The organism is Streptomyces sp. NPDC104814, assembly GCF_055583185.1.
In genome coordinates, this window is the sequence record NZ_JBVJOL010000001.1 from 1,763,365 (window position 1) to 1,786,717 (window position 23,353).

The 23,353-nt window shown below is 70.0% G+C and carries 22 protein-coding genes and 2 pseudogenes; 12 read left to right on the plus strand and 12 right to left on the minus strand.

Annotated elements, in window-relative coordinates:
• Nucleotides 1-8: 8 nt before the first annotated feature.
• The 5 genes from ACZ64A_RS07490 to ACZ64A_RS07510 all read right to left on the minus strand — a co-directional run bounded on the left by ACZ64A_RS07490 (nucleotide 9) and on the right by ACZ64A_RS07510 (nucleotide 2,570).
• The gene (locus ACZ64A_RS07490) at nucleotides 9-533 is read right to left on the minus strand and encodes an HPP family protein (protein WP_469808812.1); all 525 of its coding nucleotides are present in this window, start codon (nucleotides 531-533) and stop codon (nucleotides 9-11) included.
• A gap of 198 nt (nucleotides 534-731) precedes the next feature.
• Nucleotides 732-1,019, minus strand: coding sequence for a hypothetical protein (locus ACZ64A_RS07495; RefSeq protein WP_469808813.1), 288 nt, complete (start codon nucleotides 1,017-1,019; stop codon nucleotides 732-734).
• Nucleotides 1,020-1,101: 82 nt separating this feature from the next.
• Complete coding sequence (locus tag ACZ64A_RS07500) at nucleotides 1,102-1,812, minus strand: alpha/beta fold hydrolase (protein ID WP_469808814.1); 711 nt, start codon at nucleotides 1,810-1,812, stop codon at nucleotides 1,102-1,104.
• Nucleotides 1,813-1,949: 137 nt separating this feature from the next.
• The gene (locus ACZ64A_RS07505; RefSeq protein WP_469808815.1) at nucleotides 1,950-2,264 is read right to left on the minus strand and encodes a DUF6980 family protein; all 315 of its coding nucleotides are present in this window, start codon (nucleotides 2,262-2,264) and stop codon (nucleotides 1,950-1,952) included.
• A 21-nt stretch (nucleotides 2,265-2,285) separates the two neighbouring features.
• On the minus strand, nucleotides 2,286-2,570 hold the full coding sequence (locus tag ACZ64A_RS07510; protein WP_469808816.1) for a cupin domain-containing protein: 285 nt from the start codon (nucleotides 2,568-2,570) through the stop codon (nucleotides 2,286-2,288).
• Nucleotides 2,571-2,755: 185 nt separating this feature from the next.
• Here ACZ64A_RS07510 and ACZ64A_RS07515 point away from each other — a divergent pair, with 185 nt between their 5' ends.
• Nucleotides 2,756-3,271, plus strand: coding sequence for a 2'-5' RNA ligase family protein (locus ACZ64A_RS07515; RefSeq protein WP_469808817.1), 516 nt, complete (start codon nucleotides 2,756-2,758; stop codon nucleotides 3,269-3,271).
• A gap of 117 nt (nucleotides 3,272-3,388) precedes the next feature.
• Here ACZ64A_RS07515 and ACZ64A_RS07520 read toward each other — a convergent pair whose 3' ends face one another.
• A complete protein-coding gene (locus ACZ64A_RS07520; RefSeq protein WP_469808818.1) occupies nucleotides 3,389-4,213 on the minus strand; it encodes an isocitrate lyase/PEP mutase family protein in 825 nt (274 codons plus the stop codon).
• Between the two features lie 270 nt (nucleotides 4,214-4,483).
• On the opposite strand from ACZ64A_RS07520, the pseudogene ACZ64A_RS07525 reads away from it, so the two are divergent.
• Nucleotides 4,484-5,115: pseudogene (locus ACZ64A_RS07525) on the plus strand (LysE family transporter).
• A gap of 105 nt (nucleotides 5,116-5,220) precedes the next feature.
• Nucleotides 5,221-5,391, plus strand: coding sequence for a hydrophobic protein (locus ACZ64A_RS07530; protein WP_121790737.1), 171 nt, complete (start codon nucleotides 5,221-5,223; stop codon nucleotides 5,389-5,391).
• 167 nt (nucleotides 5,392-5,558) lie between these two features.
• Here ACZ64A_RS07530 and ACZ64A_RS07535 read toward each other — a convergent pair whose 3' ends face one another.
• Nucleotides 5,559-5,975 (minus strand): ester cyclase, encoded by a 417-nt coding sequence (locus ACZ64A_RS07535; protein ID WP_469808819.1) that lies wholly within the window; start codon nucleotides 5,973-5,975, stop codon nucleotides 5,559-5,561.
• 153 nt (nucleotides 5,976-6,128) lie between these two features.
• Nucleotides 6,129-6,752 carry a TetR/AcrR family transcriptional regulator gene (locus ACZ64A_RS07540; RefSeq protein ID WP_469808820.1) on the minus strand — a complete coding sequence of 208 codons (624 nt, stop codon included), beginning with the start codon at nucleotides 6,750-6,752 and terminating at the stop codon, nucleotides 6,129-6,131.
• Between the two features lie 119 nt (nucleotides 6,753-6,871).
• Here ACZ64A_RS07540 and ACZ64A_RS07545 point away from each other — a divergent pair, with 119 nt between their 5' ends.
• Both ACZ64A_RS07545 and ACZ64A_RS07550 read left to right on the plus strand, forming a co-directional pair.
• Nucleotides 6,872-7,804: an alpha/beta fold hydrolase gene (locus tag ACZ64A_RS07545; RefSeq protein ID WP_469808821.1), complete on the plus strand. Its 933-nt coding sequence runs from the start codon at nucleotides 6,872-6,874 to the stop codon at nucleotides 7,802-7,804.
• Between the two features lie 135 nt (nucleotides 7,805-7,939).
• On the plus strand, nucleotides 7,940-8,680 hold the full coding sequence (locus ACZ64A_RS07550; RefSeq protein WP_469808822.1) for a class I SAM-dependent methyltransferase: 741 nt from the start codon (nucleotides 7,940-7,942) through the stop codon (nucleotides 8,678-8,680).
• A gap of 46 nt (nucleotides 8,681-8,726) precedes the next feature.
• Here the strand turns inward: ACZ64A_RS07550 and ACZ64A_RS07555 are convergent, their stop codons facing one another.
• Nucleotides 8,727-9,122: a VOC family protein gene (locus tag ACZ64A_RS07555; protein WP_469808823.1), complete on the minus strand. Its 396-nt coding sequence runs from the start codon at nucleotides 9,120-9,122 to the stop codon at nucleotides 8,727-8,729.
• A gap of 157 nt (nucleotides 9,123-9,279) precedes the next feature.
• On the opposite strand from ACZ64A_RS07555, the gene pdxR reads away from it, so the two are divergent.
• The 3 genes from pdxR to ACZ64A_RS07570 all read left to right on the plus strand — a co-directional run bounded on the left by pdxR (nucleotide 9,280) and on the right by ACZ64A_RS07570 (nucleotide 12,576).
• Nucleotides 9,280-10,686 (plus strand): MocR-like pyridoxine biosynthesis transcription factor PdxR, encoded by a 1,407-nt coding sequence (gene pdxR / locus ACZ64A_RS07560; RefSeq protein ID WP_469808824.1) that lies wholly within the window; start codon nucleotides 9,280-9,282, stop codon nucleotides 10,684-10,686.
• Between the two features lie 194 nt (nucleotides 10,687-10,880).
• Entirely contained in the window at nucleotides 10,881-11,639 is a 759-nt protein-coding gene (locus tag ACZ64A_RS07565; protein ID WP_469808825.1) for a metallophosphoesterase, read from the plus strand.
• Nucleotides 11,640-11,775: 136 nt separating this feature from the next.
• Nucleotides 11,776-12,576 (plus strand): polysaccharide deacetylase family protein, encoded by an 801-nt coding sequence (locus tag ACZ64A_RS07570; protein WP_469808826.1) that lies wholly within the window; start codon nucleotides 11,776-11,778, stop codon nucleotides 12,574-12,576.
• Here the strand turns inward: ACZ64A_RS07570 and ACZ64A_RS07575 are convergent.
• Nucleotides 12,560-13,138 (minus strand): antibiotic biosynthesis monooxygenase, encoded by a 579-nt coding sequence (locus tag ACZ64A_RS07575; RefSeq protein ID WP_469808827.1) that lies wholly within the window; start codon nucleotides 13,136-13,138, stop codon nucleotides 12,560-12,562. The two genes, ACZ64A_RS07570 and ACZ64A_RS07575, sit on opposite strands and share 17 nt — an antisense overlap.
• A gap of 336 nt (nucleotides 13,139-13,474) precedes the next feature.
• Here ACZ64A_RS07575 and ACZ64A_RS07580 point away from each other — a divergent pair, with 336 nt between their 5' ends.
• The gene (locus ACZ64A_RS07580) at nucleotides 13,475-14,671 is read left to right on the plus strand and encodes a Cmx/CmrA family chloramphenicol efflux MFS transporter (protein ID WP_469809091.1); all 1,197 of its coding nucleotides are present in this window, start codon (nucleotides 13,475-13,477) and stop codon (nucleotides 14,669-14,671) included.
• A gap of 49 nt (nucleotides 14,672-14,720) precedes the next feature.
• On the opposite strand, the gene ACZ64A_RS07585 is transcribed toward ACZ64A_RS07580, so the two are convergent.
• Entirely contained in the window at nucleotides 14,721-15,326 is a 606-nt protein-coding gene (locus tag ACZ64A_RS07585) for a dihydrofolate reductase family protein (protein WP_469808828.1), read from the minus strand.
• 270 nt (nucleotides 15,327-15,596) lie between these two features.
• Between ACZ64A_RS07585 and ACZ64A_RS07590 the strand changes: the two genes are divergently transcribed.
• Nucleotides 15,597-16,436 carry a COG4705 family protein gene (locus ACZ64A_RS07590; protein ID WP_469808829.1) on the plus strand — a complete coding sequence of 280 codons (840 nt, stop codon included), beginning with the start codon at nucleotides 15,597-15,599 and terminating at the stop codon, nucleotides 16,434-16,436.
• Between the two features lie 77 nt (nucleotides 16,437-16,513).
• On the opposite strand, the gene ACZ64A_RS07595 is transcribed toward ACZ64A_RS07590, so the two are convergent.
• The gene (locus ACZ64A_RS07595; RefSeq protein ID WP_469808831.1) at nucleotides 16,514-17,278 is read right to left on the minus strand and encodes an alpha/beta hydrolase family protein; all 765 of its coding nucleotides are present in this window, start codon (nucleotides 17,276-17,278) and stop codon (nucleotides 16,514-16,516) included.
• Between the two features lie 249 nt (nucleotides 17,279-17,527).
• Between ACZ64A_RS07595 and ACZ64A_RS07600 the strand changes: the two are divergent.
• Both ACZ64A_RS07600 and ACZ64A_RS07605 read left to right on the plus strand, forming a co-directional pair.
• Nucleotides 17,528-17,965 (plus strand): annotated as a pseudogene (locus ACZ64A_RS07600) (MarR family winged helix-turn-helix transcriptional regulator); the annotation flags it as partial.
• Between the two features lie 429 nt (nucleotides 17,966-18,394).
• A complete protein-coding gene (locus tag ACZ64A_RS07605; RefSeq protein ID WP_469808832.1) occupies nucleotides 18,395-23,332 on the plus strand; it encodes a LamG-like jellyroll fold domain-containing protein in 4,938 nt (1,645 codons plus the stop codon).
• Nucleotides 23,333-23,353 lie beyond the last annotated feature (21 nt).

Sequence of the window (23,353 nt, forward strand, 5' to 3'; positions counted from 1 at the left end):
TTCGCTCGTCACCACCAGTAGACGGGGTAGCGAAGGGCGTTCCTCGGCAGCCCGGCGATGGTCCCGGCGCTGACCAGAAGCAGGTTCGCGACGAGCAGCAGGGTGAGGAAGCTCAGCGGGGCGGGTGACTGGAGTACGACGATGACGGCGGTGGGCGCCGCGGGGGAGTGCGGCGTCCGCGTGACCATCATGGTGCCCAGGGCGAGGCCGCCTGCCAGTGCGGCGGCCCAGGTGGAGCTCCCGAAGGCGGCCAGGATCAGGTAGCCGCCGATCGCGGACAGCAGGTGGCCGCCGATCAGGCTGCGCGGTTGCGCGAGGGGGAGCTGCGGGGTGCTGTGCACGAGGGCGGCGCTGGCTGCGAGGGGCGGTATGAGCAGTGGTTCGTGCAGGACCGCGCCTACCGCGGCCAACAGCAGCAGCACCGAGATCACGGAGGTGGTGGCGTGCAGGGCGTGACGGTGGCCGGCCGGGGCCGGCGCGCGGCCGGCGAGCAGGCGCTGGGCAGCCGGGCGTGGTCTGGTGTCGGTACTCATGTGTCTCTCGGGACCGGGGCCGAAGGCCCTGAATGCGGCTGAGTTGGAACGGTCCCGTGCTGACGTGCAACGCGCCCCGTGATCGACGTGGGCTGACCTTGCGCCGAGCATCCGATGGGGGCGGCGCAGTCCTGCGTCTTATTAAACCAGCAGGTGACAGCCGTCTTGCGAGCGGCCCCTGCCAGTGCCCGGCCCCGCTCACCACGGCTGGAGACGTGCCAGCAGCGCGAAGCCGACGCCGACCAGCTTCAGTGCACGGCGTTGGCGGTCCTCTCCCCTGCCCGACAGCTCCCAGATCACCACGGTGGAGGCGCCGATCTCTATCGGGGAGTCCAGGCCGAACCCGGCGAGCGCCACGGACCTCGCCGTAACGGCGGCGATGGCGAGCACGACGATGCCGATCACGTTCCATCCGAGCGTGACGTACTCCAGGGCGAAGCCACGGCGGACAAGCGCCCGTCGGACCGGGTCGTCATGGCCTGTCACGCCGAGTCCTCGCAGACTGCTCGGCGGCGTGGAAAGCACATCTCACAACGGTCCGCGTGGGTGGAACCGGGCCTTGAGGCTGTCAGGGCGAAGGCCGGCGCGTGTGTGGCCCGCCGCCCGCCCTGTCTTCGCCGAGCAGTAGTGCGGCAACGGCCTCCGGGTCCTCACGCATGGCGTCGTGCCGGGTGGGGAGGTCATGGACGTGCCACCCGGGATCGGCTTTCAGACGGGTGCGGAGTTCGGTGAACGGCGTCCGGTCTTCCCATCCCGAGCAGTAGATGAACTCCCGGCGGGGGACTTGGTCGACCGTGCCTGTGAGCCGGATCGTTTGCAGGAACGAGGCGAGGGGATGAGGGCGGCGGCGAGGATCGCCACCTTCCGGTGGGCGAACGGCGTAGCCGGTGTCGGCAGCGCCGGCCACGAATGCCTGACGGTAGCGCTCGGTCGTCGCAGACCAGCACGATTCGCCGTCGCGCGGGACGTACGCGTCGAGATGCACCAGTCGTGAGACCCGGCCAGCGGCACGGTCGGCGGCAGCGGCGATCACCATGCCGCCGTAACTGTGGCCTACCAGCGTCGCGTTGGTGATGTGGGCGCGATCGAGGAGCCGCAGTACGTCATCGGCGTGGGTGTCGAGGTTGGCGTTCGCGACCGTCGCGGCATCGTCTTCCGGCCGCAGACCGGTGAGGGTCAGGGCATGCACCGTATGACCGGCACGCTCCAGCAGCGGAACCACCGTCTCGAACGCCCAGGATCCGTGCCAGCCCCCGGGCACGAGGACGAACGTCGCCATGCGTTTCCCCTTTTCTCCAGCCGCGACATCGAGGCGGGCTGCCGCTAGGACAGGTCGTGCGCTCGATCATTCTCGACGATGACCCCGCCCGGGCCCCGGCGGGGTCATGGAGTTGGCTGCTGCCTTGTCCGTCTTCATCAGCCCTCGTGAAGGGAGCTGAGCCAGCGGTCGTCCTGGAACTCGGCAGGCACGTCGTCCTCCCCTGGATCGATCCCTCGGCGCTCCAGCTCGTCGAACCATCGGTTCCGCTGCGACTCGGGAAGGCGTCGTCCGCACCAGGGGCAGAAGTCGATCGTGAGGCTCGACGTGCCACCGTCATGGATGATCAGCCCGTACTCCTGGAACTTGGCGCTGAAGTCGACCAGCGCGTCCGGACAGGCGAAGGGGTCGTCGTGCTGGTCGCAGCGCACGTTGACGCGACTGGTCATCGCCTCGCAGCAGTGATGGGTCATTACCTCGGCCTCCTGCGCCTGCTACTTCAGCTCGACCTCGACGAAGGCCAGCGGGGCGGTGCCGGCGTTGACGACTTCGTGCTCGCCTCCGGCCGGGCGGGCGTAGGACTGGCCCGCCCGCAGCTGCGATGAGGTGACGGTGCCGTCAGGGGTGATCACGTCGGTCTGCCCGTCGGTGACGGGTACGACGACGTAGTCGTACTCGTGGACGTGACGGCCGGTGCTCTCTCCTGGCTGGAAGTCCCAGCGGGTGACCCGTACTCGCTCGTCCTCGTGCTGCAACGTTGCCCTGGCGGTGGTCGTCATCACTGATCTCCTCGTCGTCCGTGCCGCGCCTCCACTGCGGACCGGAGCGGCAACATCCCAGGTGGCAGGCTATCCGCCGCCCGCGCGGGCGACGCGGTGGGGCCGTCCGGGGCGGTGGTCGCGCCGGTTGTGGCGGAACCTGCCCTGACCGTCGGTAGTCTGCGGCGGTGCGTACGGTCGAACTCTTGTTGGATGAAGCTGCGGACGGTTCGGTCCGGGAGGCTTGGCGGCGGCTTGCGGACGCGGGGCTGCCCAGTCAGGCCCGGCACCGCTCACCGACCAACAGGCCGCACCTCACCCTGGCCGCCTGCCCGGAGCTGACCGCCCCGATTCGCTGGGAGCTCGCCGAGGTGGCCGCAGCGCTGCCGCTCCCGGTGCGGTTCACCGGTCTGATCCGCTTCGAGCGACCTACCTCGGTTCTGGCATGGGCACTGGACCTCGACTCCGCGCTGGCCGATGTGCACCGCCGGGTGTGGGAAGCAGTGGTCTCCGACAGCCCGCCCGAGGCTCTCAACCCCTTCCACGAGCCCGGGCGTTGGAGCCCGCACATCACCCTCGGCCGGACCCGGCGGGCCGGCGCGTTCGCCGACAGAAGGGTCCCGGACCTGCTGCCGGCACCGCCACTGTCGGCCCATCTCACCACGCTACGCAGCTACGACACCGAAACAGGGGCCCTGGAGGTGCTGGCGCCGCGTTCCTGAGACGCTTCCCACCTCGCGGTCGTGTGCATGGGTACGCGTACTCGTACTCCTACTGTTACTCGACCTCGTCGACCGGGCGGGCCGCCGCCGACAAGCGGCCCTGCGGCGGGCCGAGCCTCATGTAAGCGTGCGGGTGGGGAAGAGGTCGTTGAGCTCCGAGAACGTCAGGGCGTCGGAGAGCGGGCCGTACTCGCCGCTGTCGTACAGCTGCTGTGCGGCGCGGCGGGTGGCGGCGTAGGCGGCCTGGGCGACGCCTGAGCCCAGGCTGACGCGGGAGACGCCGAGCGCACCCAGCGCGGCGACGTCCGGTGCGCCGGGGCCGGCCATGATGTTCACCGGTACGGAGATGCCCGCCGCCAGTTCCCCGATGATGGCGGGGTCGGTGACGCCGGGGACGAAGATGCCGTCGGCGCCGGCGTCGACGTATCTGCGCGCCCGCTCCAGGGTGTTTCGCAACCGAGTGGTGGGGTCGCCCAGGCCGAGCAGATAGGTGTCGGTCCGGGCGTTCACGAAGAGGGGCACTCCCGCGCGTTCCGCCGCGCTCCGGGCCGCCGCCAGCCGCGCCTCGAGTTCGGCCGGAGGCCGGGCGCCGTCCTCGATGTTGACGCCCACGGCACCCGCCTCCAGCACGCGTGTGACGGTATCGGCGACGCTTGCGGCGTCCTGCCCGTACCCGCCCTCGATGTCGGCGGTGACGGGGACGTCGACCGCCGCGACGATACGGCCGATCAGCTCCATTACCCGGTCAGGGGTGAGGCCCTGCCCGTCCGGATGGCCCAGCGACCAGGCGGTCCCGGCGCTCGTGGTGGCGATTGCGGGCGCCCCCGCGGCCGCGATGACACTCGCGCTCGCGACGTCCCAGGCGTTGGCGAGCGCGAGGGGGCGTGCGGGAGTGTGGAGGGAGCGGAAGAGCAGAGCCGTGTCCGTCTGAGCTGTGGTCATGCGGTCAGCCAACCACCCCTGCGGCTTGCCGTCCGGCAGGAATCCGACACGGACATAGCCCAAGGATCTGTCACGAGAGTGGATCCGCCGCCACCAGTCGGTGACCCGAAATTGACCTCGAGTAATTCGGTTGCCCGGGTGGTCGGGCGACGCCGAGGATCTGTCCATGACCGCGACGACCGTGCCCGTGCTGCTGACGCCCTCCTCCGCCATTGCGGCACGGGGCCGGCAGCAGCCGGGATGCCCGTGGAGGCCCGATACACACCGCGCATGAGCGCGGCGCTGGTCGCGGGGCTCCTGGCCGGCTATGGCATCGCCATGCCCGTGGGAGCGGTCGCGACGTATCTCGTGGCCCTCACTGCTCGCACATCGTTGAGGGTGGGTGCCGCTGCCGCTCTCGGCGTGGCGACCGCTGACGGTCTGTATGCGCTGATCTCCGTGATCGCCGGCTCGGCGCTCGCGCCCACGATCAGGACGATCTCGCTGCCCTTGCGGTGGGCCTCGGCCGGCGTTCTCGTTGCCCTGGCCTGCAGGGGTGCCGTGACGGCCATCGTCCGGTACCGCAAGCGGCGGGTCAGCGCCGGTGCGGACGGGGCACTGGTGAGTCCGCTGCGGGCGTATCTCGCGCTTCTGGGTGTCACGATCATGAACCCGATCACCATGATCTACTTCGCGGCCCTGGTGATGACGAGCCAAGGGACCACATTGTCGGGTCAGTGGGCCAGGCAAGTGTTCGTCCTGGCGGCCTTCGTGGCGTCCGCCAGTTGGCAGTTGCTGCTTGCCGGCGGCGGAGCGCTGCTGGGCCGCGCGCTGACCGGCCCCCGGGACGCTTGTTCACTGCCCTGCTCTCCAGCGCCGTGATCATGGGGCTCGCGGCCCGCCTGCTGCTGTCCCGGTCGTAGATGCGGTGGGGCAGGCTCATGCCCTCCACGCCGACGAACTAACGTGTCATCCCTGTGCTTATCGGGGTGATCTAAGGGCATTCGGTGGCCAGGAGGTTGATATCTATGGTTCCCCTGCTTCTGGTTCTCCTGCTGGCTCTGATCCTGTTCGGCGCGGGCTTCGCCCTGAAGGCGCTGTGGTGGATCGCGGTGATCGTACTGATCGTGTGGCTGCTCGGCTTCGTCGTCCGATCCGCAGACGGCGCGGGCCGGAAGGGCCGCTGGTACCGCTGGTGACGTAGGCAGCAGCAGACGCGTCAGCATGCCCGATGCGGGCCCGGCCGAGTGCGGCCGGGCCCGCATCGGCGTGCGCGGAGAAACGATGCCGGTGCAACTGGCAGTAGGACTGGGGCGCTGGTCCCGGCCTCATGTCTCGGGAACCGGCGCCGATGCCACGCGCGTGGTCAAGGAGATGGCAGCAGTTCGAGCTGCTGGAGCATGGCGAGCTGATCGACCACGTGCCAGTGTTCGGCGATCCGGTCGCCGTCGAGCCGGTAGATGTCGACTCCGGCGAAGCTGGCCGTGCGTCCGGTGGGAGGGATGCCCAGGAACGCGCCGGAGTGCGTGGCGTTGTTGGTCCAGCGGACGACGACACGGTCGTCCTCGGCGATGATGTCGTCGATCGTGAACCTGGGCGACAGCCCTTCCACGAGCATGGTCACGCGGGTTTTGAGACCCTCGCGGCCCTGGTCCTGACCGGGGAGGGGGTCATGCTCTTCGTAGTCCGGGACGGCCAGCTCGTCGACGACGTCCACGCGCCGATCGTTGAGGACTTCTTCGTAGAACCGACGCACGAGCGCTTTGTTGGCCTCGGTGGACACGTGATGCCTCCGCACAAGTGGGAAACCGATCGGTTCACCTTGACACGCGTGAGTTCTCCCGCGGCCGGTGCAAGGCCGCAGCCTCCCACGACTGGAGCAAGCCGCGGCCCGACACCCGCAGCCGAGCGAGAACTCGGCAACACGCGGCACCGACTAGGCGGGCGGCCCGGTCTCGGGGGTCGTGAAGATGCGGTCGAGGTGATGGCGGATCACCGTGGCGGCCGATTCGGGACCGCGCTGGCCCACGAGGACGCTCGTGCCGAGGGTGCCGGCCATGGCGAGGAGGCTGATGGCCTCGATGCGCGCGTCGGCGTTCGGATCGGCCAGACCGTCCGCCTGTGCCTGCGCGATCAGCCCGGCCAGGGTGTTCTCCGCGGCGTCCGGGTTGTCGATGAAGGGCTGGGCGGCCAGCGCTTCGTCGGTGACGGAGAGGATCGCGTACGAGGAGTAGAGCAGGTGGAAGGTGCGGCTCTCCTCGTCGGTCGGGAGCGAGGCCAGGATCAGAGCCTCGGCGGTCGTGCGGAGCCCGGGTGCCGGCCCGGCGGCGGCGAGGCGGGCGCCGACGCGGGCGGTGAAGCGGTCCGTGAGGTGCTGCAGTCCGTGGAGGAGCAGCTTTTCCTTCGTCTCGAAGTAGTACTGCACCAGCCGCAGCGACACTCCGGCCTCTGCGGCGACGTCCCGCATGCCGACGGCGTGCAGTCCGCGGCGCCCGGCGACCCGTACCAGTGCCTCCGCGATCTGGGTGCGCCGCTCTTCGTGATCCACGCGCTTCGGCATGCGTGCTGTCTCCGTCCGTCCGCCGGGCCTTTATGGTACCGCCGTACCAACATCGTGGTACGTTCGTATCACGAACAACGGATCGAGGACCGAGAACGGTCCCACCGGGAGGTGCCGCCGTGCCCGAGAACAAGACCCGCAAGCCCCGTGACGTCGGGCGCTATGTGAACGACACCTTGCGCGACCGCTACTTCGCCACCTGCGACACCCTGTACGCCATGGGTGCGCCCATCCGCTCCGAGACGGACGTCGAGACCAGCTTCGGAACGACGCACGTCTACCGGTACGGGCCCACGGACCCCGCTGCCGAGTCCCGTACGCCGATCGTCCTGATCCACGGGTCCGGCGGCTGCTCCGCCCAGTGGTACCCCAACACCCCCGCGCTCAGCGCGCAACGCCCCGTCTACGCCCTCGACACACCCGGCGATCCCGGGCGCAGCGTGCAGCGCGAGCCGATGTGGCAGCCCGAGCGTGCGGCGCAATGGATGGACGAGACCCTCGACGCGCTCGGCCTGGACCGCGTGCACCTGGTCGGCTCCTCCTACGGGGGCTGGCTGGTCATCAACCAGGCACATCTCCGGGCCGGCCGGCTGGCGTCGGTCACCGCCCTCGACCCGGGCGGCCTGGAGAAGGTGGGCCTGCGCTTCTTCGCCTGGATCTTCGCCAGCCTGTTCGCCACCTTCGCTCCGAAGCCGCTGCGCCCGCGCCTCGCGGCCTGGCTCGAACAGCCGGTCCTCGTCGTCCCGGAACTGCGCAAGTGGATCCACGCCGGGGTGCGGGCCTTCCGGATCCGCCGCCCGGCGCCGCTGCCGCTGTCCGACACCGAACTCGGCACCATCCGGACGCCGTTCTACCTGATCATGGGCAAGCGCAGCCTGCTGGTCCACCCCAAGCGCCAGCTGGAACGGGTGCCGCGCGTCATCCCCGGAGCCCGCGCCGAGATCGTCGCGGCCACCGGCCACGGCCCCCAGATCGACCACCCGGACGTGGTCAACTCCCGCCTGCTGAGCTTCATGGACGACATCGACGCCCGGGAGCACACCGCAGCCTAGGCCGGCTCCCTCGCATCATCCGATCGCCGGTCCCTGTGTGCCGTCGCCTGTTGCCCGGTGGGCGCGGATCGAGCCGCTGCGGCCGGTGTCGTAATCCTGTTGACCGCCCCGGGCCGGCAGTGCTGGAGTCGGCGCGTGGACAGCATCCCCGCCAACCGGCGGCTCTGGAACCGGATCAGCCGCGCCTACCAGCACGAGCACGATCCTCAGATCGGCGCCGCACCACGGCTGTGGGGCATGTACTCCATCCCCGACGCGCACCTGCAGGCCCTGGGCGACGTCACGGGCAAGCGCGTCCTCGAACTCGGCTGCGGCGCCGGACAGTGGTCCAGGGTGCTCGCCGCCGAGGGCGCCGCCGTGGTCGGTATCGACCTCTCCGAAGCCCAACTCGCCGCAGCGGCTGGCGCGATGGGAGCGGACCGCTACCCGCTGGTGCAGGGCGCCGCCGAACAACTCCCCTTCGCCGCCGACACCTTCGACCTGGTGTTCTGCGACTTCGGTGGGCTCAGCTGGGCGCCCCCGCACCTCGCCGTCCCGCAGGCCGCACGCGTCCTGCGCCGAGGCGGGCGCCTGGTGTTCAACGTCGCCAGCCCCTGGTTCGAAGCGTGCTACGACGAAGCCGCCAGCCGTGTGACCACGACGCTGCAGCAGGACTACTTCGGGCTGAACACCATCGCCGAAGACGACGGCGCGACCAGCTACCAGCTCACCTACGGCGACTGGGTCAGGGTCCTGCGCGGCGCGGGTCTCGTCATCGACGATCTCATCGAGCCGCGGCCCGAACGCGGAACACCCAACGGCTACAACGAAACGGACCCACCCGACTGGGCCCACCGCTGGCCGGCGGAACTGCTCTGGGTGACCCACAAACCGTGAGTTCCGCCGCACCGAGACGTGAAGGCATCACCCTTCCGGACAGAACCTAGTCCTGCGGTGCCAAGGTGCGCACGACGTCGAACTCGTTGCCCTCGGGGTCGGCCATGACCACCCAGCTCCGGTCCGGGCCCTGGCCCACGTCCACCTTGACGGCGCCGAGACCCAGCAATCTGGTCACCTCGTCCTCGGTGCTGCTGTCGACCGGGCTGACGTCGAGGTGAAGGCGGTTCTTGACGGTCTTGCCCTCCGGCACACGGATGAACACCAGGGTGGGCGGCATCTGGCGAGCCCGGACCTCCTCGACGGTCGGCACCCAGGAGCCGATCTCGACCATGCCCTCGCCACGGTCGATCACCTTGAAGTCCAGGACCTCGCACCAGAAGGCCGCGAGCCTCTCCGGATCATGGCAGTCAACGGTCAGCTCGGTGAACCTGCTTGTCATGCTTCTCCCCGATAGTGCGGACTGGGCTCAGCGTAGGGCGCCCGCCCGACAGATCCGAGACCTTGGCGACCACAGATCAGCGGGCTTCATCCGGAGGAAACCGCCCAGCTCGGGCCATACGCCCCGCCGTGCCCGTCTGAGCATAGGATCCGCATCCATGTCCCACTCGTGGTCCAGTTCGCGCCTCGACCTGCACCTGACCCTCCGCGCCGCGACCGGGCGCCGCTCCGGCCTGGAGTCCGCGCTGCGAGAGGCGATCCAGCAGGGGCGCCTGTCCGTCGGAACGTCCTTGCCGTCCACCCGGGGGCTGGCCCAGGAGCTCGGACTCTCGCGCGGCACGGTCACCGCGGCCTACGGCCAACTGGTCGAGGAGGGTTACCTGATCACGCGTCCGGGGTCGGGCACCACGGTGGCCGAGACCCCTCGGCGCGCGCAGGCTCCCGAACCCCCCGCCCCGCAGGCCGTCGCTCCCCGGCACGACCTTCGCCCCGGGCACCCGGACGTCACCGCGTTTCCCAGACGGGCCTGGCTGGCCGCCACGCGACGCGTGCTCACCGGTGCCCGGCCCGAGGTGTTCGGCGCCGGGGACCCCCAGGGCCGTATCGAGTTGCGCCAGGCCCTCGCCGACCATCTGGGCCGCACACGCGGCGTGATCACGACAGCCGACCGCATCCTGATCACCTCCGGCTACTACCAGGGCGTGAGCCTGCTCAGCGGCGTACTGGCCGCGAGCGGCACCCGCACCGCGGCGATGGAGGACCCGGGACACAACGTCTACCGCGAGGCCGTCCGGCGCGCCGGGCTCACCGTCGCGTCCCTGCGCGTCGACTCCCACGGCGCCCGCACGCACGAACTGGACCAGGCGACGCAGGCGGTCTTCGTCACCCCCTCCCACCAGTACCCGACCGGCGTCCCGCTCCATCCGAGCCGCCGCCAGGCCGTGTGCGACTGGGCACGCTCGACCGGCGGCCTGGTCGTCGAAGACGACTACGACGGCGAGTACCGCTACGACCGCCGGCCCGTCGGCGCCCTCCAGGGCATGGCACCCGACCACGTCGTCTACTGCGGCACCGCCTCCAAGACCCTGGCACCCGCGCTCCGGCTGGCCTGGATGATCCTGCCGGCGCACCTGGTGCGACCGATGGTGCAGGCCAAGCAACAAGCCGACCTGTACAGCGAAGGACTGGGCCAACTCGCCCTCGCCGACCTGATCACCACGCACGCCTACGACCGCCATGTCCGCGCGGCCCGCCTTCGCTACCGCCGCCGACGCGAAGCCCTCATCGACCGGACAGCCGCCCACCCGGGCCTCACCGCCCATGGCGTCCCCGCCGGCCTGCACACCCTCGTCACCCTCCCCGCCGAAGGCCCCGACGAAGAGCGGCTGCTGGCCTCTTGTGCACGGCACGGGCTCGCCCTGCGCGGTCTGAGCGAGTTGCACCACCGTCCGGCTGCCGGTCCGCAGGGCCTGCTCATCGGCTTCGCCGCCCCATCCGAACGCGCCTACCCCATGGCGCTCGACACCCTGTTCACTGTCCTGGCCTCCGAGGCCCGGGTCCGGTGAGCCGGGACCGTCCACAGCAGCTTCCGAACTCATGCCGGACGGGGACCGGACCAATTTTTCGGCACCGAACCGGACCTGTCCTCTGGTCCAGCCCCTCCCTACGCTTGCCGTGGCGACCAAGGGCATCGCACACCCGAGCGCCCGTTGCCCACCGCACCCGGGCCGACCGACACTGACAAGGACCAGGCACAGCCGTGATCGTGACAGCACATCTCAGCGACATCCATATCGACGGTGACGAGCGCAGCATCGGCCGCACACGGGCGGTCATGGACTACCTCGACGCCCTGCCCTACGACCTCGACGCCGTCCTGGTGACCGGCGACATCGCCGACCACGCACTTCCGTCGGAATATGAACTGGCCCGCCAACTGCTGTCGTCACGGCACCCGTTGCTCGTCTGCCCGGGAAATCACGACGAGCGCGGCGCCTTCCGTGAATTCCTGCTCGGAGAACCCGCTTCGACGGCGCCGGTCAACCACGTCCACCGCACGGACAGGTTCACCATCGCGCTGTGCGACTCCTCGGTGCCGGGGAAGGACGAAGGGTTCATCGAGGACGACACCCTGGACTGGCTGGAGGACGTGCTCACCCAAACGCCCGGCCACACGCCGGTTCTTGTCGGCTTCCACCACCCGCCGGCCCTGCTGCACAGCCCGTACATCGACGGCATCCGCCAGTTCGGCGAGGACCGGCTCGCCGCGCTGGTCCGGCGTCATGCCAACATCGCGGGCCTCATCTGCGGCCACGCCCACACCGCTGCCGCGACCACCTTCGCCGGGCGGCCGCTGCTCGTCGCGCCCGGTGTCGTCTCCACCCTCCGCCTCCCCTGGGAGCACCGGGACCATCCGGGGGACCACGTGCACCTCGACCAACCCCCGGCGCTCGCGTTCCATGTCCTGGACGACACGGGACGCCTGACGACTCACTACCGCAGTGTGCTCGCGCCTTGACGACATGACTCGATCATCTCGTCCGCATCGTAACCTCTGACCAGGTACGGGTCGGTGGAGCAGAGGCGGAGGTCGGCGGCGATCCAGGACCGGCGGCCGGCTCAAGGAGGGCAAGCCGCCGACCGATGTCGGTGGTATGACAACGCGTTCTCTCATCGCTCCGCGCCGCCTGGTCTGGTTGGTCGCCGGTCTGTCCGCCGTCCTGTGGGCAGTGCTGCCCGGGCCCCTGGCGGTGACGGCCAAGGCGGACACACCCCGTCTGGCAGCGCCCGCAGCAGACGAGGGCCTGCCGGCACTGTTCGGGTCGGAGAACCGCGTGATGGCCACGCGCGAACGGGTGGTCGCGGTGACGTTCAACGCGGCCTGGAACGACGCCGGCCTGGACCGCATCCTGGATGCTCTCGCCCGCCGTCACACACCTGCCACGTTCTTCCTGACCGGTGACTTCGCCGACCGCTACCCCGCGGTGGTGAAGAGGATCGCGGCCGCGGGACACGGGCTCGGCAACCACTCCTACAGCCACCCCTACTTCAAGGACCTGACCACCGCCGGACGCCGTCGCGAGGTCCAAGCGGCGGACCAGGCCCTGCGCGCGGCCGGGGCAGGCGGCGCCCTGACCCCGTTCTTCCGCTTCCCCTACAGCGAGACCAGCCCCGCACACATCAGGGAGGTCAACGAGCTGGGATACGCGGACATCGAATTCACCACCGACACCAACGGGTGGATGGGCACCGATGGCGGCATGACCGTGGACCGTGCGGTGCGCAGGGCGCTGGACGCTCTGCGTCCCGGGGCGATTCTGCAGATGCACGTCGGCGCGTCCGAAGGGCGGACCGACGTGATCGACGCCCACGCACTGCCCCGGATCCTCGACGCGATCACCGCCCGCGGCTACCGCGTCATCGACCTGCGCAGCCTCCTCAGCCCCCGGAAGTGAGCCAGCGGCGAAGGAGCCTGCTCACGGCCGGCATCGAGACGTACGTCATCAGCACGTTGAAGACGCAGGCCAGGACCGCGCTGCTGACCAGGACAGGGAGGGAGGTCAGGTGCGGCACCAGGAAGAGGCTGCCGAGGACGGAGATGGGATAGATGGCCAGCGTTGCGCTGATCGCCATCTTCCACTTGGGCGGCGCGGGGCGAGTGGAGCCCGGCTTGGCGAACCACGTCTCCATACCACTGAGTTGGCGCCGGGCGATCTCGGTGTGGTGGTGTCCCTGGCAGTCGGCGAACCAGGCCGCCCGCTCGGGCGAATCCTGCCACGCCCGGCAGGCCGCCGCGTCCCGGAACCGGTGAACGAGGAACCAGGGCGCGTCACCGCCCGAGGAGCGGAAGAGCCCGTACCCGAGGTGGCCGGGGAAGGTCGCCGCGGTTTCGAGGATGCCCTTCGCCCACCGCTCGAAGGCGGCTTCGTGACCGGGTTCCACCCGGCGGGCTATCAACAGGGTCACCTCGCCGGTGTCGGCGGGGATGGTGGTGTGCTCAAGGCTGACGGCGGTCAACACAGACTCCTCGTGATGTCACCGCGCCCGTGCACACTGTACGCGTATCCCGGCGCGGGTGGCTTCCGCGATGGCGGGGGTCGCTTGGGCGGAGACAAGTCCGCGGACGATCTGGCCGATCTGTACGCGGACGACGCCGTCAACGGCCCGCCCCGGACGCCGTCCCGAATCGCGAGACGTTTCGCCGGTGCAGGAATGACAGGCACAAAGGGGCAGGTTGCCCATGTCATGCCGTCTTTTGTCGAGTCCATGAAGCCGGACCCCGCCGAGCCCGCGAAGCGCGTGCCCGCCGAGCCCCCGGCCGAGCCTCCCGCGTCCTCACCGCCGTCAGCGCGCATGCCGCTCGCCGTGTACATCCTCGGCCTGTCCGTGTTCGCGCTCGGTACGAGCGAGTTCATGCTCTCCGGGCTGCTGCCGCCCATCGCGCAGGACATGCACGTCTCCATCCCGCGCGCCGGACTGCTCATCTCCGCCTTCGCCATCGGCATGGTCGTCGGTGCCCCGCTGCTCGCCGTCGCCACCCTGCGGCTGCCGCGCAAGACGACGCTCGTCGCGCTGATCAGCCTGTTCGGCCTCGGCCAGGTGGCCGGCGCCCTCGCACCGAACTACGCGGTGCTGTTCGTCTCACGAGTGGTCAGCGCGCTGGCCTGCGCCGGGTTCTGGGCGGTCGGGGCGGCCGTCGCCATCGCGATGGTGCCCATGGGTGCGCGTGCTCGCGCCATGGCCGTGATGATCGGTGGCCTCTCCATCGCGAACGTCCTCGGCGTACCCGCCGGCGCCTTCCTCGGCGAGCACCTCGGCTGGCGCTCCGCCTTCTGGGCCGTCGCCGTCGCCTCCGCGATCGCCCTCGCCGGCGTCGTCACCCGCATCCCGCACATCCCGGTGCCGGAGAACCGCCCCCGCCTCAAGGGCGAGCTGGTGATCTACCGTGACCGGCAGGTCCTGCTGTCCGTGCTGATCACCGCCCTCGCGGCAGGCGGTGTCTTCTGCGCCTTCTCCTACCTGGCCCCGCTGCTCACCGACGTGTCCGGCCTCGACGCGGGCTGGGTCTCCGCCGTCCTCGCCCTGTTCGGCATCGGCGCCCTCATCGGTACGTACATCGGCGGCCGGGTCGCCGACGCGCACCTCTTCGGCGTACTGCTCAGCGGCATCACCGCCTCCACCGTCTTCCTCGTGGCGCTGGCGCTGCTGGCCTCCAGCCCCGTCGCCACGATCATCCTGACCTTCCTCCTCGGCGTGTCCGCGTTCTACACCGCGCCCGCCCTCAACGCCCGGATGTTCAACGTCGCGGGCGCCGCGCCCACCCTGGCCGGCGCCACCACCACCGCGGCCTTCAACCTGGGCAACACCGGCGGTCCCTGGCTCGGCGGCGGCGTCATCGACGCCGGCTTCGGCTACGCGTCCCCGGCCTGGGCCGGAGCCGCCATGACCGTCCTCGCCCTGGCCACGGTCACCGTCGCCCTCCGGCTCACCAGGCAGTCCTCCCGCACGGTGACCGGTGCCTCGACCGCGCGAGGAGAGGGGCGCCACTGAGACCGTAGCCGGGGTCGCTCAGCACCCGGGATCGACCTCGGGCGCGGGTCTAGTAGCTGTCGTACTCCGGCTTGCCGTTCGGCCGGTAGACGCCGACGACGGTGCCGCCCTTCGTCGTCGTGACGCTGACCGGTTCCAGCGCGGTCGGGATCGCTCCGTCGGCGAACAGCCGCTTGCCGGTGCCGATGATCACCGGGTGGATGGTCAGCCGGTACTCGTCGACTAGACCGTGCCGCATGAGGGTCTGGGCGAGGTCACCGCTGCCGACGACGTTGATGTTGCCGCCTTCGGACGTTTTCAGCTCTCGTACGGCGTCGACGGTGTCGCCCTCCAGCAGTGTGGAGTTCTGCCAGTCGAGGGACGTCAGCGTCCGGGACGCCACGTACTTGTGCATGCTGTTCATCCGCTCGGTGAACGGATTGCCGGGATCGGCGGTCGGCCAGTACGACGCGAAGATCTCGTACGTCTTGCGGCCGAGCAGCATCGCGTCGGCGGGCTCGTACCAGCCGGCGATGGCCGCGCCGACCTCGTCGTCGGACACCGGCTTCTGCCAGCCGCCGTGCTCGAAGCCGCTCTGGGTGTCCTCGTCCGGACCTCCCGGGGCCTGCATGACGCCGTCCAGGGTCAGGAACGTGCAAACGATGATCTCGCGCATGGTGCGCTCCTTTCGACGACGGGTAGACCACACAGCCGCCCGAAACTCATCGGCGCAACGTCCGCCGACTGCTGGGCCGGGACCAGCAGCGCCCATTCGGCGCAGCGGCTTGTCGTAGCACCCCTGCACGCCGTCGGCCAGCTTGCCGGCCGCCCTGTTCAGGTTGCGTTCAGGCTCGGCACGATCTTGGAAAATTCAGGTTCCACAAGCACCAAAGCTCTGGCAAAAGGGTCTGGGGCGACGGCTGGGCCTTGTGCCATCGTGCCTGCCATGTCGACTGATCACCTCATTCACGAACGGCCTGCCGGCCACATCCGTCACGCGGCGAGCAAGGTGCCAGAGGTGACCGTCTACTTCTGGATCATCAAGGTGCTGACCACCGGCATGGGAGAGACGGCTTCGGACTATCTGGCCCACCTGCTCGGCCCGATTCCGGCTGTGGGCCTGGGCGGGATCGCCCTGGCGGCCGCGTTGGCCGTGCAGTTCGCCGTCCGGCGGTACGTCGCGTGGATCTACTGGACGGCGATCGTCATGGTCAGCGTGTTCGGGACGATGGCCGCCGATGTGCTGCACGTCGGGCTCGGGGTGCCGTACACGCTCTCGACGCCCTTCTTCATGGTCGCGCTGGCCGCGGTCTTCGTCCTCTGGTTCCGCAGCGAAGGCACCCTGTCCATCCACAGCATCCACACCCGGCGCCGCGAGGTGTTCTACTGGGCCGCTGTGCTGGCCACGTTCGCGCTGGGCACCGCCGCCGGGGATCTCACTGCCACGATCGGCCTGGGCTACCTGGGCTCCGCGGTCCTGTACGCGGCCGCGATCGCCGTTCCGGCCGTCGCGCATCGCTGGGGCACCCTGAACGCGGTGGCGGCGTTCTGGGCCGCGTACGTCATCACCCGACCGCTCGGTGCCTCCGTCGCCGACTGGATGGCCCTCGGCCACGACCGGGGCGGGCTCGCGCTGGGCCTGGGACCGGTCACCCTGTCCTGGACGGTGGCCATCCTGGGTTTCGTCGGCTACCTGGCCGTCTCGCGCAAGGACGTTCAGCACAACGCCTCCGTCGTGCCGGCCGGCGACCTGAACGGGGACGCGGCGGGCCGCCGAGCCGGCTGACTGAGAGCCGGCGGAGGGGGCCGGTCGCGGCGTCCGGCCGGCACTCCGGACGTCGCGACCGTACCGTAAACCCCCTGTCAGGCGGCCCTGTTGGCCGCTGTGCCGAGGTGCCGGGTGAAGAACCGGACCGCGCTGTCGACCTCGAACCGGGGCAGTTCCTTGTGCTTGCCCGAATTCACGTGCAGGGACTTCTCCGCCGAGGCGAAGGCGTCGAACAGCGCGAGGCCCTCCTCGCGGGAGATGTGCTCGTCGTCCCACTGCAGGTCGAACTCGATCGGGACGGTGATCCGCTTCGCATAGTCGGCCAGTACGTCGGGCCAGTGCTGTCCGAAGACGGCGGCCGTGATCCGGGGCTCGGCGGCCACGAACGGTACGCCGATCGCGGTGCCCATGTTGATGCCCCAGAAACCGATCGGCCCGTCGGTTCCGATCTCGGGGAGCTGTTGGAGGGCGTCCAGCAGCGCCTGGTACTCGGGCACGGCGAGCTTGGCCAGGTGGTCGTTGTAGCGGACCACGATCGGGCCCTCGGGCTCGCCGGCCGCCCGGGCCGCGAACAGTGCGGCGATTTCCCGCTCGTCGTGCTCGGTGCGCGGCCGGTCGCCGTGACCGGGAGCGTCGAGGACGGCCACGTGGTAGCCGCAACCGTGCACCAGATGCCTGGCCCGGCCCGACATGGCGGGGTGCTTCTTGTGGTTGCCGCCGCCGTGGGCCTGGAGGACCAGCGGGGCCCGGTCAGTGCCGGACTCGGGGGACCAGAGGACACCGGGGACGCCGTCGAGCGTGAAGTCGCGCTCGATGATGCCGTCGGCGGTGGATTCAGCGGTGAAGACGAGAGTGTTCATGGCGGTTGCCCTTCGAGAGTGCCTGGTGAGGAAGGCGCTCCCGGCGACACCTGCGTCAATCGCCGGCCGTGACGGAGAGGGGGAGCACCCACGTCGGTCCTGCGTTCATGGGTCTCACCTCCTCGGGCGGTGTCACGGTCGACCGGGAAACTACCACGTCGATGGTGCCGCGGCGTTGTAGAAAAGAGCCATGCGGGAGCGTGAGACCCTCGGCGAGGGCGTGGATGTGTCGAGGCGGTCACCCGCGCGGTGCTGACCGCGTCCCGGCTGCTGATTGCGGTGTCGGTGCGATCGTTGGCCGCTGTGGAGGACCGGGTCACTGTTCCGCAGTTCCGCCTGCTGGTCGTGCTGTCCAGCCGTGGAGCCATGAAGTCGGCGACGCTGGCCGAGCTGCTTCAGGTGGCGCCCTCCACCGCGATGCGGATGGCCGACCGGCTGACAGCCGAGGGGCTGGTGGACCGGCAGATCAATCCGGAGAGCCGGCGCGAGACGTTGCTGCAGTTGACCGACGAGGGGCGGCGTACCGTGGCCGAGGTCACCGCGCGGCGCAGGGCGGAGCTCGGCGCGATCGTGGAACGGCTCGAGCCCGGCCAGCAGGCCGCCCTCGTGGAGGCGCTCTCGGCGTTCAACGAGGCCGGCGGGGAGCCTCCGGCACCGGCTGCGACGAGCTGGAGGTGCATGGGCTGGGCCGGCCGGACACCGCGGACAGACGAGGCGTATGACTACGCGGCCGGTCAGAAGAGGTGCCCGGCTCGTGGACTTGTGCAACAGCCTTTAAGGGCTGTCTGGCAATTGTGCTGGGAGTTGGGTGAGCCCGGCGCCGGGTCGGACGCTCGGGAGTCGTTTGCATTCCCGGAGGATCTTCGAGTTGTTCCTTTTACTGGCTCTTAGCCATTCGGCTATCCGGCCATTAGACCCCCTGATCGAATCTTTACTTCTTTGATCAAAGGATTGACATGGACATTGCTGGCGAAGTGGTGGCGTGACGTCACAAATGCCCAGCCATAGGAAAGTTCCCGCGGGCGTCGGCGACCTACTGTGTCCCTGCTTCCCCGAGGCCGCCTTTCCCGGCCTTTGACGACTGACAGGAATCCGATGCACATATTTCGCGGGAGAATGCACCGCAGAAGACAGGGCGCGACGCTGGCGGCCCTCGCGGCGCTGGCGCTCAGCACAGTGGGTGTGGAGCCTGCTCACGCCGTCACGACCGCCGAGCCGAGCGGTCACGGGGTCGCGATGTCGGGCGCAGGTGCCCCGACCGGCCGCCACACCGCAGTCCCGAAGGATCTGACACCGCTGCCCAGCGGCTACGGCCCCAGCCCCGCCGACCGAGCCGCGATGCAGGCCGCCGGAGTCCGCGCTCGCGCCACCGGCAAACCCGTGACGGTGCCCTCGCTGACCACTCCCACCACCCAGGTCCAGGCCCTTCCGGACGGCCGCTTCGGCATGGCCGCCCAACCGCTTCCCGTGCGGACCGAGCAGGCCGGCCGCTGGGTCCCGGTGAACCTGACGCTGGTTCAGCACGCGGACGGCGGCTGGGGGCCGAAGGCCACCGCCTACGGCACCGTGACGTTCTCCGGCGGTGGCACCGGCCCGCTGGCCGTCACCCGTTCCGGCAAGGTCTCGCTGTCCCTGACCTGGCCCACGGCCCTGCCCCGGCCGCACGTCTCCGGGGCGACCGCCACCTACGCCTCCGTGCTGCCCGGTGTCGACCTCAAGGTGGCCGCCACTCCCGCCGGCGGCCTGAGCGACACCCTGGTCGTCCGCTCCGCCGCCGCGGCGAAGAACCCGGCACTCGCCGCGCTGCGGCTGGCCACCACCGTCCGGGGAGGTCGTCTGGAGCGCCGGGCCGACGGCGGCCTGGCGGTCACCGACAGCCACGGCAAGCAGGTGGCAGACGCCCCCGCGGCCATGCAGTGGGACTCCAACCGGGTCCTGCCCGCCGCCGGTCCTCACCGGTCGGCCGACGCGAAGGTCGCCTCCGACGCCTCCGACGCCGCACACCCGGGACTGGCCGCCCGTATCGCGCCCGTCCGCGCGACGGTCGCCCCCGGCTCCCTGACGCTGCTTCCCGATCGCGCCATGCTCGCGGCCAAGAACACGGTCTGGCCGGTGTACGTCGACCCGTCGGTCAACTGGCACCCCACCGACTATCAGAAGCCCGCCTTCGACGAGGTCAAGCAGGGCTGCCCCGGGCACTCGTTCTACAACCAGACGGGATCGCTGGCCGACAACGGCTATCTGGGCGTGGGATACAACGGCTGGCCCGAGGGCTCGTGCAACACCGGTGACGAGCACGCCATCTACCAGTGGAGCCTGTCGAAGACCATCTGGGGCGCGGACATCCACAGCGCCGAGGTGGACGCCACCGAGATCTACTCCGCGTCCTGCTCCACGACCGCGACCGTGAACCTGCACTGGTCCAAGGGCATCGGTTCCGGCACCGACTGGAGCAACCGGCCCGGCTACAACAGCTACTCCACCTCGGCCAGTTACGGGCCCACCTACAACCCGACCTACTGCTCGGGCAACGGCAGCGTCACCAACGGGTTCAACGTACTGACCCCGATCCGGAGCGCGGCCAGCGGACACTCCAGCAGCTTCACCGCCACCCTGAGCGAGGATTCGATGGAGTCCTCGCACAACGACCTCGGGTTCAAGCGCTTCGACCACAACCCGACCCTGCAGATCTTCTACAACAACGTGCCGAGCAACCCGAACGCGTCCACCATGGCCGCCGTCTCCGGCGCCGACCGCGCGGGCTGCGACACCACCGCGCCCTACCCGTACATGGGCAAGACCATCGCCGCCACGCCGCCGGTGCTCAAGGCCAAGGTCTCCGACCCCAACGCCGACAAGCTCCAGGCCACCTTCCAGTACTGGGTCGACGGCACGACCACCAAGTACACGCTCACCAGCGGCGACAACCTCGCCTCCGGCACGTACGCCACCGTCTCCCTGCCCGCGAGCTTCATCTCCTCGCTGACCGACGGCAAGACCGTGGACTGGGACGTCAAGGTCACCGACGGCATGGACACCACGTCCTACAGCAAGTCGCCGACCTGCCACTTCACCGCCGAGCCCACCGCCCCGGACACCCCGTCGGTGACCTCGGAGAACAACCTCTACCCGAACACCGACGACGTCGACTCCGCCGTCGGCGCGGCGGCGGGCACCACCGGCGCCTTCGACATCGCCGGCGCCGGCACCACGGCCACCAAGTTCGTCTACAACCTGGACGTCCCGCCGCCCACCAGCGCGCCCCCGGCCTCCGAGACCGCCACCGCCAGCAGCAACAAGGCCACCATCAAGATCACCCCGCCGTCCCCGGGCCCGCACACCCTCTACGTGTACGCGGTCGACGGCGCCGGCGACGACTCCGGCGACTTCGCCTACCCCTTCATCGCCGCGGGCCACGCCGGCACCACCTGCGCCAGCCTCGCGGCCTGCTACAACAACGTGGGCATCAGCTCCGACACCAGCATGAGCCAGGCCGACCTGGACGGCGGCGGCCACAGCCTCTCCGCCACCGACCTCTCCGGCGCCGGCTGGAACAGCGGCGGCAAGGTCACCGTCGACGGGGCCACCCTGACGCTGCCCGGCTTCGGTTCCGGCCAGAAGGACAACGTCCTGGCCGCGAACCAGACCGTCACCTACTCCGGTTCGGGCAACGCCCTGGTGTTCCTGGCCACCTCGACCTGGGCCGGGATGAGCGACCCCGGAGCGATCGACGGTGACGACACCGCCCCGTACGTACCGAGCGGAACAGCGGTGAGCGGGTCGTACTGCTTCAGCGGCACCGACCCGGCCGACGCCTGCCCGGCGACCGGCACGATCACCTATACCGACGGCACCAGCACCGGCTACGACCTGACCGTCCCGGACTGGTCGACCGCCGCGAGCCCGATCTCCGCGGTCTCCCTCCCGCACGTCAACGGCACCTCCCAGACCGCGGCCACCCGGAGCCTGTACGCGTTCTCGGTGCCGCTCGACGCGTCGAAGACGATCGCGTCGGTCACACTGCCCGACGTCAGCGCCGCCGTCCGGACGCACCAGCAGGGCCTGCACATCTTCTCCCTGGGCACCCGCAACACCACCGCGGGCACCGCCGAGGCGAACGGCACCTACGCCGCCGCGCCGGCGGGCACGTCCTGGACCGGAGCCTGGGCCAACGCCACCGAGGGCAACTACAACCTGCTCAACAGCAACTTCTCCAACCAGACCTTCCGTATAGCGCTGAAGCCGTCGGTGTCCGGCTCCACCGTCCGCGTCAAGCTGGACAACGCGCTCGGCACCAGCAAACTCTCCATCGGCCACGCCACCATCGCGCTGAGCTCGACCCCGGCGGCCGTCGGCTCGGTACCGTCCGGCACACCCACCACGCTGAAGTTCGGCGGCAGTCAGTCGGTCACCGTCCCCGAGGGCGGCATGGCCTACAGCGACCCGCTGCCCTTCACCGTGACCGCGGGCCAGTACCTGCTGGTCTCCTACCAGCTCACCAACTCCGTGCCGTACCTGGTGCAGCACTCCTACGCCAACGGTTCCTACGAATACGTCACCTCCGTCGGTTCCGGAGACCTGACCACCAGCACCAGCGCCACCCCGTTCACCACGAACGCCGCCGCCTACGGCAACTTCACCGACCTGGTGACCGGCCTGGACGTGCAGTCCGCGAACGTACCGACCGAGGCGGTGCTCGGCGACAACCTCGCCGACCCCTTCCAGCCGAACACGACCCTGCCCAACTCCAACGGCTCCCGTGTCTCCGACGCGCTGACCGCCGCCGAACCCTCCACGCCCAGCCCGTACGGGGTCCTCGCGGAGGGCATCGAGTCCAACCAGCTCATGGCGGACGACCCGGAGACGTACAACGGCACCACCGTCGGCGGACCCGCGGCCCTGTCCCGTCTCGACCGCGACGTCCTGGACCAGCCGGGTGTCACCACCGTGGTCGTCGACGAGGGCCTGGAGGACCTGCTCGCCGGTGCCACCAGTGACAGCCTCGACGCCGACGGCTACACCGCCCTCGTCCAGCAGCTCCAGGGCTGGGGCATCAACGTCGTCCTCACCTCGCAGACCCCGTGCGAGGGCTTCGCCGGGGACGGCGCCACCCCCAACGACCCGTGCACCAGCACGGTCGACGCCAACCGCACCGACGTCAACGCGTTCCTCGGCGGCATGAACCTGGGCAACCCCTGGGCCACGCCCGCCGTCTACTTCGCCGACTTCGACGCCGCCGTGGCCGTCACCGACAGCACGACGGGCGAGGAGAAACTCTCCGCGGCCGCCGACAGCGGAGACCATGTCAACCTCTCGCTGCCCGGCTTCGGTGCGTTGAGCACCGCTCTGCTGTCACCCGAGGACATCTGGAACTTCGACGACGGCAACGGAATGCCGGTCGCCACGGACACCGCGGCCACCGACACCCTCAACACCCTCAACGCCGCGGGCGCCGACCCCAACCTCGGCAACAATCCGCTCACCCTCACCAACTCGGCGACCTGGGCCACGGACGCCACCCGCGGCACCGTGCTCTCCCTGAACGGCACCACGGACTACGCGGCCGGCGCCACCACTGGAGCCCCGGACACCTCGGCCGGCTTCACCCTCTCCACCTGGGTCAAGCTGTCCGGCACGCCGAGCGGCAGCGCCACCGCGTTCTCGGTGAACGGCACGACCGACAGCCCGTTCTACCTCAAGTACGACCCCAACTCCGGGTCGCCCAAGTGGGCGTTCGTCTTCACGTCGGCGGACACCGCCGCGCCGGCCTTCAAGGGGCCCGGCGGTGGAACGCCTTCCGCCGGAAACTGGACCCACCTCGTCGGTGTGTACAACGCCGCCGCCAAGACGGCACAGCTCTACGTCAACGGCAGTCTGGTGAGCACCGCGACCGGCGTGTCGTCGTGGAGGGCCGCCGGGGCTCTGAACGCCGGCGCCGCCCTCTACAACGGCTCGATCGGTGACTACTTCCCGGGCGAGATCAGCGGCGCCCAGCTGTACGACTACGCGCTCACCGGAAACCAGGTGAGCGCGCTGTACGACCAGATCCCGTAGCCGACGCCGGGCGGGGGTGCG

What these genes read in the sequence shown, in the direction of transcription:
- ACZ64A_RS07490 (WP_469808812.1), bottom strand. Translation starts at nt 533, where the DNA reads ATGAGTACCGACACCAGACCACGCCCGGCTGCCCAGCGCCTGCTCGCC.
- ACZ64A_RS07500 (WP_469808814.1), bottom strand. Translation starts at nt 1,812, where the DNA reads ATGGCGACGTTCGTCCTCGTGCCCGGGGGCTGGCACGGATCCTGGGCG.
- ACZ64A_RS07505 (WP_469808815.1), bottom strand. Translation starts at nt 2,264, where the DNA reads ATGACCCATCACTGCTGCGAGGCGATGACCAGTCGCGTCAACGTGCGC.
- ACZ64A_RS07510 (WP_469808816.1), bottom strand. Translation starts at nt 2,570, where the DNA reads ATGACGACCACCGCCAGGGCAACGTTGCAGCACGAGGACGAGCGAGTA.
- ACZ64A_RS07520 (WP_469808818.1), bottom strand. Translation starts at nt 4,213, where the DNA reads ATGACCACAGCTCAGACGGACACGGCTCTGCTCTTCCGCTCCCTCCAC.
- ACZ64A_RS07530 (WP_121790737.1), top strand. Translation starts at nt 5,221, where the DNA reads ATGGTTCCCCTGCTTCTGGTTCTCCTGCTGGCTCTGATCCTGTTCGGC.
- ACZ64A_RS07540 (WP_469808820.1), bottom strand. Translation starts at nt 6,752, where the DNA reads ATGCCGAAGCGCGTGGATCACGAAGAGCGGCGCACCCAGATCGCGGAG.
- ACZ64A_RS07555 (WP_469808823.1), bottom strand. Translation starts at nt 9,122, where the DNA reads ATGACAAGCAGGTTCACCGAGCTGACCGTTGACTGCCATGATCCGGAG.
- pdxR (WP_469808824.1), top strand. Translation starts at nt 9,280, where the DNA reads ATGTCCCACTCGTGGTCCAGTTCGCGCCTCGACCTGCACCTGACCCTC.
- ACZ64A_RS07570 (WP_469808826.1), top strand. Translation starts at nt 11,776, where the DNA reads ATGACAACGCGTTCTCTCATCGCTCCGCGCCGCCTGGTCTGGTTGGTC.
- ACZ64A_RS07580 (WP_469809091.1), top strand. Translation starts at nt 13,475, where the DNA reads ATGCCGCTCGCCGTGTACATCCTCGGCCTGTCCGTGTTCGCGCTCGGT.
- ACZ64A_RS07585 (WP_469808828.1), bottom strand. Translation starts at nt 15,326, where the DNA reads ATGCGCGAGATCATCGTTTGCACGTTCCTGACCCTGGACGGCGTCATG.
- ACZ64A_RS07590 (WP_469808829.1), top strand. Translation starts at nt 15,597, where the DNA reads ATGTCGACTGATCACCTCATTCACGAACGGCCTGCCGGCCACATCCGT.
- ACZ64A_RS07595 (WP_469808831.1), bottom strand. Translation starts at nt 17,278, where the DNA reads ATGAACACTCTCGTCTTCACCGCTGAATCCACCGCCGACGGCATCATC.
- ACZ64A_RS07605 (WP_469808832.1), top strand. Translation starts at nt 18,395, where the DNA reads ATGCACCGCAGAAGACAGGGCGCGACGCTGGCGGCCCTCGCGGCGCTG.